This is a genomic window from Candidatus Pelagibacter communis, from assembly GCF_001179965.1.
In the GTDB taxonomy this organism is placed as follows: Bacteria; Pseudomonadota; Alphaproteobacteria; order Pelagibacterales; family Pelagibacteraceae; genus Pelagibacter.
The window spans coordinates 113191-126453 of record NZ_CVSH01000052.1 but is presented as its reverse complement, the minus strand read 5'-3'; the positions used below and the strand labels follow the sequence as shown (position 1 = coordinate 126453).

Annotated in this window: 11 protein-coding genes; 4 read left to right on the top strand and 7 right to left on the bottom strand. The window is 24.5% G+C overall.

Annotation, left to right across the window (positions count from 1 at the left end):
- Nucleotides 1-7: 7 nt before the first annotated feature.
- The 7 genes from AMN73_RS02945 to AMN73_RS02915 form a co-directional block, all read right to left on the bottom strand.
- Entirely contained in the window at nt 8-973 is a 966-nt protein-coding gene (locus tag AMN73_RS02945; RefSeq protein WP_075534790.1) for a GDP-mannose 4,6-dehydratase, read from the bottom strand.
- Nucleotides 973-2736 carry an ABC transporter ATP-binding protein gene (locus tag AMN73_RS02940; protein ID WP_075534789.1) on the bottom strand — a complete coding sequence of 588 codons (1764 nt, stop codon included), beginning with the start codon at nt 2734-2736 and terminating at the stop codon, nt 973-975. The genes AMN73_RS02945 and AMN73_RS02940 overlap by 1 nt, the downstream gene beginning before the upstream one ends.
- On the bottom strand, nt 2729-3391 hold the full coding sequence (locus AMN73_RS02935; RefSeq protein ID WP_075534788.1) for a class I SAM-dependent methyltransferase: 663 nt from the start codon (nt 3389-3391) through the stop codon (nt 2729-2731). Before AMN73_RS02935 ends, AMN73_RS02940 begins: the two co-directional genes overlap by 8 nt.
- The gene (locus tag AMN73_RS02930) at nt 3391-4737 is read right to left on the bottom strand and encodes a capsular polysaccharide export protein, LipB/KpsS family (RefSeq protein ID WP_075534787.1); all 1347 of its coding nucleotides are present in this window, start codon (nt 4735-4737) and stop codon (nt 3391-3393) included. Before AMN73_RS02930 ends, AMN73_RS02935 begins: the two co-directional genes overlap by 1 nt.
- A complete protein-coding gene (locus tag AMN73_RS02925; protein ID WP_143323194.1) occupies nt 4734-6092 on the bottom strand; it encodes a hypothetical protein in 1359 nt (452 codons plus the stop codon). The genes AMN73_RS02930 and AMN73_RS02925 overlap by 4 nt, the downstream gene beginning before the upstream one ends.
- Nucleotides 6093-6281: 189 nt before the next feature.
- Nucleotides 6282-7583 (bottom strand): nucleotide sugar dehydrogenase, encoded by a 1302-nt coding sequence (locus AMN73_RS02920; RefSeq protein WP_075534785.1) that lies wholly within the window; start codon nt 7581-7583, stop codon nt 6282-6284.
- Between the two features lie 5 nt (nt 7584-7588).
- The gene (locus tag AMN73_RS02915; protein WP_075534784.1) at nt 7589-7891 is read right to left on the bottom strand and encodes a MarR family EPS-associated transcriptional regulator; all 303 of its coding nucleotides are present in this window, start codon (nt 7889-7891) and stop codon (nt 7589-7591) included.
- Nucleotides 7892-8067: 176 nt separating this feature from the next.
- Between AMN73_RS02915 and AMN73_RS02910 the strand changes: the two genes are divergently transcribed.
- The 4 genes from AMN73_RS02910 to AMN73_RS02895 are packed head-to-tail and all read left to right on the top strand — an operon-like array spanning nt 8068 to nt 13262.
- On the top strand, nt 8068-9378 hold the full coding sequence (locus tag AMN73_RS02910) for an aminotransferase class III-fold pyridoxal phosphate-dependent enzyme (RefSeq protein WP_075534783.1): 1311 nt from the start codon (nt 8068-8070) through the stop codon (nt 9376-9378).
- Nucleotides 9379-11820 (top strand): N-acetylneuraminate synthase family protein, encoded by a 2442-nt coding sequence (locus tag AMN73_RS02905; RefSeq protein ID WP_075534782.1) that lies wholly within the window; start codon nt 9379-9381, stop codon nt 11818-11820. It abuts the gene before it with no gap.
- A 3-nt stretch (nt 11821-11823) separates the two neighbouring features.
- Nucleotides 11824-12501, top strand: a complete 678-nt coding sequence (locus tag AMN73_RS02900) for an SDR family oxidoreductase (RefSeq protein WP_075534781.1) — start codon at nt 11824-11826, stop codon at nt 12499-12501.
- Nucleotides 12495-13262: a cytidylyltransferase domain-containing protein gene (locus AMN73_RS02895; RefSeq protein ID WP_075534780.1), complete on the top strand. Its 768-nt coding sequence runs from the start codon at nt 12495-12497 to the stop codon at nt 13260-13262. The genes AMN73_RS02900 and AMN73_RS02895 overlap by 7 nt, the downstream gene beginning before the upstream one ends.
- Nucleotide 13263 lies beyond the last annotated feature (1 nt).

Genomic DNA, 13263 nt, shown 5'->3' with positions numbered 1-13263 from the left:
ATAAATTTTAAATCTTATAAAATTTTATGTACCAATTACAAAATTTTTTTATACCAAACTCTAAAGATGTTTTTGGTTTGTAGTTGATCATTTTTTTTAATTTTTTTGGATTTGAGAAAGTATTTTTAACATCGCCAAATTGTAAAGGTTTGAGAGATATTTTAGCTTTTATATTTAAATTCTTTTCAATTAATTTTAACATATGTTTAATACTTATTTTTCTTCCCCCAGCTATATTGACTATTGTGTTCATTTTTTTTTTATTAACTAAATCTATTAATTTAACGATGCACTCTACGCAATCATCAATGTAAGTAAAATCACGTGAATGGTTTCCAAAATTATTAAGATATATTTTTTTTTTTTCTTGGATTAATTTTGTAAATTTGAAATAGGCCATATCAGGTCTTCCATAAGGTCCATACACTGTAAAGAATCTCATTCCAATGTTTGAAATATTATAAATATTTCCATAAAAATTCATGAAGACTTCATTAATTTTTTTTGAAGTTGCATAAAGAGAAATTTGTTTATCAGTTATTAAATTTTCACTAAAAATCTTAGATTTTACTTTTCCATAAACAGAGGATGATGAGGCAAATAAAAGTTTTTTTACATTATATTTTTTCATAGTCTCTAAGAGATTATAAAAACCTACTATATTTGAATTTAAATATTGATCTGGATTTTTTTGTGAATATCTTACACCAGCCTGAGCCGCAAGATTAATTACAAAATTAATTTTAAATTTAGAAAATATTTTTTGTATTTTTTTCTTTTCCTCTAAACTGACTTTAAAAAAGATAAAATTTTTAAATTTTTTTAATTCTTTCAGTCTTGCGTACTTTAATTTTGTATCATAATAATCATTAAGATTATCTATTCCAATAATTTTAAAAGTTTTTTTTTGTAATAGTTTTTTTGTTAAATGGTAACCAATAAAACCTGCGCATCCAGTTATTAAAATTTTCATTATTTTTTATATTTCGTCATTAGATCTTCAAAATTTTCAAATTTTTCTACTTTTCCATTTTCAATAAAATAAAACTTATCACACATCTTTAAAGTCTCAAATCTATGAGAAACAATAAGTATTGTTTTAATTGTTTCATGTGACTCGATATTATTTAATATGTTCTTTTCAGTAATTGAGTCTAGTGCGTTTGTAGCTTCATCAAGAATAATAATTTCTGAATCTCGATATATTGCTCTTGCGATACCAATTCTTTGTTTTTGACCTCCTGATAATTTTTTTCCATTTTCTCCAACATTCATGTTTTCATTTCCAATAAATTCTTTCAATTCAGAAGAAATTAAGCTTGATTTTATTTTTTCTTTACTAATTAATTTTTCATCTGCAGAAAATGCTACATTTGACGCTATATCCCCCTCATAAATATAAAAGTTTTGGGGAACATATGATAAATTTTTTTGCCAATATTTTACATTATGTTCGTTTACTATTGTATCATCAACTTTGATATTTCCTTTATCTGGTGAAATAAATCCAAGTATTATGTCTAGTAATGTTGATTTTCCAGACCCTGTTTTACCAACAATTCCAACTTTCGAACCGAAAGGGATTTCAATGTTCACATCAAAAATTCCTGCTTGTTTATTAGTTGGATAACTGAAGCTTAAATTTTCAAGCCTTATAGATTTATTAAAATTAAGTTTTTTATTTATTTGGTCATTTTTATTTTTTAATTCGAATTTTTTAGCTTTGACTAAATCTTTTTCAATATTTTCAAATGCACTTAAATTTGAGTTTATGGATGTAACTGATTTAAAAATTTTTTGAAAAGCTGGTATTATCTTAATGGCACAAACTCCATAAAATGCAATTAATGCGCTTATTTCTGAAAATTTATAGTTAAAATATTTAATTGCTATAAAAACAACAAAAATTAAAAAAGTAAAAAAGATTGCTTCAATTAAATTTCTTGGAATTTGTGATAAATATGCTTGAATAACTGTCATCTCTCTAAACCTGGTTAGATTATTTGAAAAAAAATTTTTAAAATAATTTTTTTTATCGTATAAAATAACGTCCTTAATAGATGTGAACGCATCAAATATTGCCTTGAAATACAAGGGATATATCCGTGTGATCTCATCGCCCGATTTTCTTAATTTTTTTTTAAAAAAAAAGAAAAAAAATACATAAAAAGATGAAAATATTATAAATGATATTAAAGCTACTCTTAAATCTACAATTAAAACTGCCAAAAGTATAATTATACTGATAATTAAACTTGAAAATAAGTCTAAAAAAGGGAGAAGAACTTGACCAGATAGCCTCTCAGTATTTGTATGTATCTTGCTTATAATATCTTTAGAGGAGTTATCAGCATGGAACAGCCATTTTTTTTCTAAATAGTAATTAAATAAATTTTTTTGAAAAAAAACTAAGATATCTTGTATCCACCTTAGATTAAAATATGTTAGAACTAATGTAAGCATAATTGTAAGTACATAAAAACTTACTACTGTGATAGATACGTATAAAAGTAAATTATTTGGGTAAAAAATATTAAGAAAAAAAGAAACGCTTTGAAAAAAAGGATTTTCTATATTATTTTCACTTCCAGATATTAGTAATACAAATTGAGCTATTAAAAGTGCTGATACAACATTCAAAATACCTATTAATAATGTAACAAATTGTAACTTTATTATTTTTATTATACTTGATTTATCTAAACATACTATAACTCTTGAAAACAAACTAAACATTTTTACCTCTCTTCAATACAGCAATGTTCATGAGATCGTGCTCATTGTATTTATCTGTCTCATACATATCAGAATAATTAAAATAACTTCGATAAATTAATTTAAATTTTTTTGCAGTAAATATTTTAGTAAAATCTCGTTTTATGCATGAGACTCTTTTATCATGCTTATATATAATCTTTTTAATTTTTTTTGAATAAAAGTCTAAAATAATTATACTACCTTTTGATTTTAAAACTTTGTCAGCGTTAGACAGAATTTTCTTGTAATCTTTTTGATCACATAAGTACAGACAAAACCCATAAAAAATTATATCTATACTTTTATTTTTAAATTGAAGGTTGTCTGCGGTAGCTACATAGGATTTTATACCTTTCTTTTTTAATTTATTAATTGCTTTTTTTGAGGGATCGATTCCAAATATTTCAATGTTTTTAAATTGTTTTTTTAAATTTAATAAAAGTGAACTATTTGAACATCCTATTTCTAGAAAATTAATTTTTTTTTTTTTATCATTAAAAATTATATTTTGAACAATATTAATTATTTTTGAATCTTTTAATGGATTATTTAATTTTTTTTTATTCCTTAAGAACCAATTATCTCCCTCTCCATCAAGGAAAATATTTTTATGTTTTATATTTTTTATAAACATTAATTTAACTTTTCTAGATATTTTAAAATATGATTAATAATTTTTTCAGCATTTCTTTTTTCATCAAAATTTTTTATTCCATAAAACTCTTTGTAATACAAATCTATGAGACCATGACAGGATTGACTCATAAGGTTATTGAAATCAGAACTGAATTTAGATGGATCAAATTCTTGTTGGATAAATTTTTTAATTTCATCATCGGTAGTTTGATTATTTACCTTAAAACATCCATGGATATCTGAAAACCAACTAGTGCCAAAAACTAATGTTTTTTTACCACTTTTTATAGACTCCCAGCCTGGAGTACCACAATTAGTAGCCACTAAGTCTGTTTGTTTTACTAATTCTGCTGAGCTATAAAATTTATCGACAAAATAAACATTTTTAAAATATTTTAATCTTTTGAAGAAGAACTTGCCTCTTTGATAGTAAGTTTGTTTAGGGTTCTCTTTAACTATTATATCCCATTCGTCTCCTGCAAACTGACTTAATCTTTCTAAAATTAATGGCTGATCATCATTATTAGCTAATAATGAAGTTGTAAGCTCTGGCTGAAAATGAAGAGGAAAATATATTTTTTTTTTACCATTTTTAAAAATTTTATCTAAATCCTCATTGCTAACTTGTATTTTTTTTAAATTTTCCAGATATTCTTTTTGACGATCTCTTCGATTAACAATTTTTAAAAAAATTAAAATTTTAAGCAATAAGAACCTTATTTTTCTTCTACTTTTTTTTAAATTATAAATAAAACTTTCTGAATTTTTTCTATTTTTTTGGTTTTTATCATTAACAGTTTTAATATAAGATTGATCATCATTTAATAAATAATGATAATTTTCACTTTCAATATTTTTTTTTATTTTTCCAAATTCACTTAAATCAGACAGAATAAAAAATCTTTCCTTAAAAATAGTCTGGTAAAATAATATTGTTTTAATTTTAAAATACTTGGCTAATTTATATAAAATATAGTCTGGACCCTCGTGAGGAAATGAAAAAAAAATAGCTAGTTCAATTTTATTTTTTTTTAAAATTTCATAAAAGGAGTAAAAATAAAGTGAAAATTCATCTCTCAAATCATGAAAATCGGATAGTAGAATACCTCTTCTGACTATCATCGTATTAAACTTAACAAAATTTTTATTATAAAAATCTTGATAAATTTTCCTGGCTTCCACATCTAGCAAGGGCTCCTTATTAAAGTTGTCTCTTACAAGCCCAAGATTTGAATAATCTTTATCTAGATTTTCAATAGAGTGTATTTTACATTTAATATCTAAGTTTTCATCCAACTTTTTAATTACTAATGGATCACAGCCACCATACATTATTGTTTTCATTTATTAAAATATCCCTTATTAAATTTGTCTAGAATTGTAATGCTCTTCATTCCTGCAGATGGTAAATATTTTTTTAAATTAAGTTCTCTAGATTCATTTTTTAAAAAATCATCATTATGTAGAAAAAACATATAATAACACTCAGCTATCTTTTCTTTAAAATTTTCTTTCAAATAAAGCTCATTCCTAATTGCTTTATTAATTAGTTCAAAATAGTGTTTTTTATTCCTCGGTGTAAATACAAAATCATATCCCATACATGGATTTGATCCTGCAGCTATTGGAACAATTTTATGATAAGCTAACTCATGCAAAACACTTCCAAAAGGTGAAATTCCAAATTTCGGCCTTTTATTAAAAATTGATATATTGGAAATATTCTTATTAAACCAAATTAAGTTTGAATACTTTTTCTTTAGATCTTCTTGAAATTTAATTGTATTATAAATCCAACTATTTGGATGTTCTTTAATTGCAATTGATATATTTTTTAATTTTAGAAAACTCAATGTCTCGTGTATCCAATCAGAAAAATCATTAAATACAACTTTACCATAAACGTGCGGTGCATCAGAAAAATCAGGTAGAAAAATTATTACATCAAATTTTCTTTTTATTTTAAAAGTTTTTTTTTTGTTATAAGAGGATTTTCTCATATACTTTAATTCCGTAGCTATTTTCCCGTTAAATTTATCTCTAAGTTTTTTTTTTGATAATGAAATTTTTCTTCTTTTATTTTTTAAGGATTTAAATTTAATTGGTAAATTTTCGCATTTTGTAGTCGCTCGGTAATCATTTTTTGAAAATTTTTTAATATATTTATTGTCTTCGATACCTCCTATAGTTTGAACTTTTTTACTTAAAAAATATCTTACGGCAAAACCATTTGTATAGAATGCTTTCTGAGGAATATAATATAAAATATCATTTTTGTTTTTAAAATAAAACTTATCTAGATTTTCATTAGAGGTTTCTATAAAATTTAACAATCTTTTAATTGCATACCTATTTTTAATATCAAAGGAAACTGAGTTATTAAATCTTAAATAATGATCATAAATTAAATCTCCAATTTTTATTCCTTTAAAGTTAATTCTTAAAACATCTTCTTTATTTTTTAAATTGCAATTTTTCTTTATGAAAGTAGTATTTCTTATAAATACATTATCTTTAAAATTATTATTTAGCTCAATGACTTCATTTACTCCAAGACATTTGTAGATCTTTTTCCACTTGAGTTTTATAAAGTGCAAAATTAAACATTGAAATAAAAAGGCTATAGTGCCTCTAATACCTGGTTTCTTAATGTTTCCAGGGTTTATCCACAATCCAACAATTTTTTTATTTTGAAACATTTTTTTTTTTAATAAAAAATAAAAATGAACTAAAAAATATATGTCCTCCCCCATCTCTAAAAGTATTATTTTATTACCTTTATTAGAATTGTGGTTACGATGATTTAATTTTAGAAAACTTTTCTCTACATCATTTAAAAATACCCTTTTTAACTGTATTAGTTTTCTAGATATCAAAAACATAAAAATTTATAGTTGAATTACTTTGTTGTCTTTTTTGTTTAATTTAATTTTGTACCGATTTCTACAGTCAAAAATAATTTTTGAATTTTTATAAATTTTATTAAAATTTATAATATCATGATCAGTTACAATGATTGAGGCATCAAAATTTTTTATTTTATTATTTTTAAGAGTTATCGATTTTAAATTATGAAAATTTTTAAAATTTCTTTTTTTGTTAATTTTTTTAATTAAAGGATCATAATAAGAAATTTTTGAACCTTTTTTATTTAAAATTTTCATTATTTCGTACGCTGGGCTTTCTCTATCGTCATCTACATTTTTTTTATATGCAATTCCAATTATGAGAATTTTTGATTTATTGATTTTTTTTTTTTTTGATTTGAAAAATTTTTCAATATTGGATACGATCCATTTTGGCATAATCGTGTTAATATTTCCTGATTGTCTTATGAATCTCGAATCATAACCAAGTTGATTGGCTTTCCACGACATATAAAAAGGATCTATTGGTATACAATGACCTCCCATACCTGGACCTGGATCAAAAGGTCTATAACCAAATGGCTTGGTGCTAGCTGCTTTAATAGCCTCATGAATATTTATTTTCATGATTTTAGAAATAATTTTCATTTCATTTACAAGCCCAATATTCACTGACCTATAAATATTTTCGAGAAGCTTCGTAAACTCAGCTGTTTTTGTTGAGCTGACTGGAACCACAGATTTGAAAAAAACTTTGTAAAATTTTTTTGCTATTTTAAGGCAGTTAGAAGTTTCGCCACTAATAATTTTGGGTACATCTATTGTTTTAAAATATTTATTTCCTGGATCCTCTCTCTCGGGTGAGTAACAAATAAATATATCTTTTCCGACTGTCATACTTTTAATTTTTTTGGTTAATTCCTCTTCAGTTGTTCCTGGGTAAGATGTACTTTCTAAACTTATAAGCTGATTTTTCCTTAGGAAAGGTAAAATTTTTTTTATAGAATTCTTTACGAAACTTAAATCTGGGATATTTTTTTGTTTTAGTGGTGTAGGGACAGTGATTATTATGACATCGCAGTTTTTAATTCTGGTAAATTTTGAAGTTGCTAAGATTTTTTTTTTATATTTTTTTAAATTAACGCTTTTAATATAATTTTTTTTTTTATTTACTTTGGTTACTTTTTTTTTATCTATATCAAAACCTATAACATTATATCCTTTTCGGCAAAAATTTGACGCTAATGGCAAACCTACATAACCAAGTCCAATCACACCTATAACAGCCTTTTTACTTTCAATTTTTGCAATTAATTGGTTCATTTTATTTAAATTTCTTTTTTCATCTCATCGTATTCCTTCATCTTCTTTTTCATAAATTGTATTGTTATTTTAATTCTATAATTGATACCTTTAGGCGTTAATATGTAGATATAATTAATTTTGTTTTTATTTTTTTTAAATTTATTGATCTTGATCAATCCTTTTTGTTTAAGTGCTTTAACACAGTAATTTAATTTTCCAAGACTGAAGCCTAAATCACTTGCTAACTGACGTTGTGACGATTTTGGCTTTTTTTGAATTTGCCTTAGTACATTAAATTCTTCTTCTTCATTGTCAAATTTGTTCATAAATTGAACATATAATGTTCATTCTTTGAACGGTCAATAAAAATAATATATTTATTTACTTAACAAATTTTAGGATATATAAAAAAGCCTGATTATATTTAATAATTTAACAATCGATGCTCATAAGTACATTTAAAAAAAACTTAAAAAATTACTAAATCTTTTTAAGACAAATTATGATTGATCAAAAGAATATTTGGAGAAAATCTTTAAAAATTATACCAGGTGGAAATGGATTGTTATCTAAAAGACCTGAAAGATTTTTACCTGATGGTTGGCCTACATACTTTTCAAAATCTGATGGTGCTCATGTTTGGGATTTAAAAAATAAAAAATATTTAGATATGACAAGTATGGGTATTGGAACTTCTGTGATTGGATACAATAATCTTTTTATAAATAATTATGTTAAAAAGAAAATTGACTTAGGAGTTAATACAACATTAAATTGTATTGAAGAATATGAGCTTGCCAAAGAGCTTCTAAAAATCGATAAATTTGCTCAACAGGTTAAATTTGCAAGAGGTGGGGGCGAAGCTATGTCAATTGCTATACGTCTTGCTAGGTCAAAATCAAAAAAAACAAAAATATTATTTTGCGGTTACCATGGATGGCATGATTGGTATTTAGCAGCAAATTTAAAAAATATAAAAAATTTAGATAACCATCTTCTTAAAAATTTAAAACCAATTGGTGTTCCAAATTTTTTGAAAGATACTGCAATTCCTTTGGAGTTTAATAATATTGAACAATTAAAAAAATCCTCAAATATTAAAAATCTAGCAGCAATTGTTGTTGAACCTCAGAGATTAAGTAGGCTGAGTAAAGATTATGTAAAAACTTTAAATAATATCTGTAAGAAAAAAAAAATTATTTTGATAGTAGATGAAATTACATCTGGTTGGAGAGATTGTGTTGGTGGTGTTTATAAAAAAATTGGAATCAAGCCATCAATTGTTGTTTATGGAAAAGCCATGGGGAATGGATTTGCAATATCAGCAATAGTTGGTAAAAAAGACATTATGGATGTGGCGCAAGATACTTTTGTAAGTAGCGTAGCATGGACTGAAAGAGTTGGATTTTCCGCAGCTCTAGCAGTAATTAAATTTCACAAAAATAAAAAAGTTTTTCAACATAATAAAAAAATCGGTATTTTCCTTAAAAGAGAATTATTAAAATTATCAAAAAAAAATAACTTAAAAATAAAAATTAATGAGTTAGACACAATTATTAATTTTGATTTTGTTCATAGAAAAAGTGATTATATTCAAACTCTATTTACTGAGCTTATGCTTAGAGAAAACATCTTAGCAAATAATCTTATATATTTATCTTATAGTCATAAAATCTTATTGGTCAGAAAATATTTACTAGCTGTGGACAAAACTTTTAAAAAAATATCATATTCTCTGAAAAATAATTTGAATATACTTAAAAGTAGAAAAAGAATTTATAACTATAAAAGGCTCTCTCCAAAAATAAGATAAATGAAAAAAAATAAAATTATTATTTTAGGTTCAGGCCCAACAGGACTAATTACTGCCTGGAAGCTACTTGAAAGAGGTCTCGATGTTTTAATAATTGAAAAAAACTCAACTTCTGGAGGTCTATGTAGATCTTGGAAACATAATGAATTTATCTTGGATACTGGCCCTCATATCTTTCATACACCGGAAGAGGAATTAAAAAAATTTTGGAAATTAAATTTTAAAGATCTGTTAATTGAAGGTAAATTTTATTGTAAAAATGTTAAAGGTGAAAAGTTAAATGAATTTTATGATTATCCATTTTCAAAAGAAGCACTTGATAATTTTGATGTAAAAACTAAAAAAAAAATAAAGATAGAACTGCAAAAGTGTAAGAACCTCGAAAAAAGATTTAAAGCTAAAAATTATAAAGAATATATAGACTCTTTTGTTGGACCAACCTTAAGAAAAATGTTTTACGAAAAATATCCAAAAAAAATATGGGGTGTTGATACTAATAAAATGACTCCCGATTGGGCACCAAATAGAATTAAATTTAGAGACAAAATCTTACCATTTTATCACGAAGAATATGCTGCGGTTGGAAAGTACGGGACAGGCTGTGTCTACGACAGAATTAAAGATAAAATAATAAAACTAGGTGGAAAATTTAAATTTAATGAAACTGTTATTGGCCTAAAATCAAAAAATCAAAAGATATCAGAAGTAAAAACTACAAAAAACAATTACAGAATTAATGAAGAACAAATTGTAATATCTACTTTACCTATAAGTGTTACATCAAAGTTACTTGGCAAGAAGAATAGTTTAAAATTTAGAGGAGTATGTTCTGTTTATCTGTTTTATGACCAAAGTAGAATTTTGCCAAAAAATATTCATTGGTTATACTTTGATTCTGAAAGAACATTATTCAATAGAATAACTGAAAATAAGAAATTATCAAAGTTTGTATCTCCCAAAAATAAAAGCTTTTTGACAGCAGAAATTACTTATTCTATGGGAGATAGTTTTTCGAAAAGAAAACCTAAAGAAATAATTTCACAGGTTATAAAAGATATGTCAAAAACAAATCTGGTCGATAGTAAAAAATTAATTGATGCAACTATAAATTATGAACCTTTTGTTTATCCAGTGCAGTTTATGGATTACAAAAGCGAAACCTATTTTATAAAAAGCTTTATAGAAAGTTTTGATAATCTTTATTCTGTTGGAGCTGGAGGGGAGTTCAATTATGCCGACAGTCAAATTTTATTCCATAAATCCTTTGATCTTGTAAATAGTTTGACTAATAAATTTAATTTATTTTCAAATGAAACGAAAATTTTAAATAGGGTAGATTTCAATAAAAAGTTTAAATTAGGGAAAAAATTTGTTGGTGATGGAGAAAAACCTTTTATAGTCGCAGAAGCAGGATTAAATCATAATGGCAGTCTTACAATTGCAAAAAAACTTATTGATAATGCAAAAAAAGCAAAATGTGACGCAATTAAATTTCAGTCATTTTTACCAGATAGTAGAGTATCTAATAAAGTTAAATCTGAAAAATATTCAGAAAAAATTATAGGTACTCAAGAAAGCATACACCAATTATTTAGTAGATTAAGTCTTAATTTTAATACTCAAAAAAAAATATTTTCTTATGCAAAAAAAAGAAAAATATTTATTTTTTCAACACCTTTCGATTTAGAAAGTGCGGATTTTTTAGAAAAACTTGGTGTACAAGCATATAAGATTGCTTCAGCAGATTTAGTAAATTTGCCATTGATTGAACATGTTGCAAAAAAAAATAAACCGATAATCATTTCAACAGGAATGTCAAAAATTTCAGAAATAGATGATGCGATAGAAACTGTGAGATCAACAGGAAATAAAAATATAGCAGTTTTACATTGCAACTCTTCTTATCCATCTACACATTCGGAAATAAATTTAAAATTTATGAATAATCTTAAATCTCTATATAAAATACCTGTTGGTTTTTCAGATCATACAACTGACTTATTAGCATCCAAAAGTGCGATCGCTCTTGGGGCAAACATTATTGAGAGACATTTTACTTTAAATAAACGTATGGAAGGTCCTGACCATATGCTTTCATCAGAACCAAATGAAATTGCTGCCTTAATAAAATTTAAAAAATTTCATAACAAATTTAATTTATGGTTTAAAAAAAGAAACAGAATAGAAAAGGAGCAAATTAAATTATTGTTAGGTGATGGTATAAAAAAAATACAACCTAATGAATATTTAACAATAAACTCTCAAAAGAAAAGCCTCTATGCAAAAAAAAATATTAATAAAGGTGAAAAGTTTACAGAAAATAATATCACAATTAAAGGTCCAGCTGGTGGTTTACTTCCAAAATATATAAAGGTAATAATTAATAAAAAAACGAAAAATAAAATTCATAAAGATACGCCAATCACCTGGGATAGTTTTTAATATATGAATAAAATTTTAATAACAGGAAGTGAAGGATTAATTGGAAAAAAAATATCAAATTATTTAAAAAAAAAAAATAGTGTTTTTTTACTAGATATTAAAAAAAATATTAATCTATGTGATGAAAATGATGTTAAAAATTATTTTAAAAAATACAACAATTTCAATTACTTAATAAATTTACATGGAGCTAATGAGCACATTGGTATCAAAAAAAGTATTACCAAAAACCATGCAACAGATAAAGAACATTTTGACCATTTTTTTTATAACAATGTTTTTTCAACTTATCTAACAAACAAGTATTTCATCAAATATTGTAAAAACGGCAAAGGTATATTAAATTTTTCTTCAGTCTATAGTTTGGTATCTCCAAAGCATAATATTTATAAAAACCCTAAAAGTATATTTTATGTTTCTAGTAAATTTGCAGTGAACGGAATTACAAAATACTTTGCTACAATGTATGGAAAAAAAGTAAATGTAAATACAATTGCTAATCATGGAATAGAATGGAAACAACCGTCGAGTTTTAAAAATAAGCTTACAAAACATATTCCTAAAAATCGTATGATGAATGTTGAAGATTTATATGGAATTATAGATTTATTTTGTAGTGAAAAGAATAAATATATAAACGGGTCAACAATTGTTATTGATGGCGGCTATACAGCATGGTAGCTCTAAACTTTGGAATAATTATTCAAGCAAGAGCAAGTTCCACGCGTTACCCAGAAAAAGTTTTAAAAAAGATAGATAAAAAAAATTCAGTTTTAGGTTTTCAAATTAAGCGAGTTTTAAATGAATTTAAAAATAAAAATATCTTCATTGCTACTACTATTAAAAAAAAGGATAAAAAAATATGTCAAATCGCAAAAAAAAATAATGTTAATTTTTTTAGAGGGTCTGAAAAAAATGTACTTAAAAGATACCTGGACTGTGCAAAAAAGTTTAAAATTAAAAATATTGTTAGAATTACATCCGATTGTCCATTAGTAGATCCCAAACTTATTAAAAAAATGCTTAAAATTTTCTTAGATTCAAAATATGATTATTTTGCTAATACATATCCAATCAACAAATCGACCTTTCCTGATGGTAGTGATATAGAGATATTTAAATTAAGCTCTTTGAAAAAAGCTTTTGAATTTGCAAAGGACAAAGATGATCAAGAACATGTTACAACCTATTTTTGGAAAAATTCCCATTCTTTTAAAATTAAAAATTATAAAATTAAGAAAAATCTTTCTGATTATAGATATTGTGTAGATTATAAAGATGATCTGATGGTTATAAGAAAAATTGTAAAATACCTAGAAAAAAACAACCTAAATGGAAATACTTTTGAGATAGTAAATTTTTTAAAAAAAAACAAATCTTTAGAATTTATAAGTAAAAAAAACAAAAAAAAATTTTTAGAATATAGAACTGATCTTTTTTAAT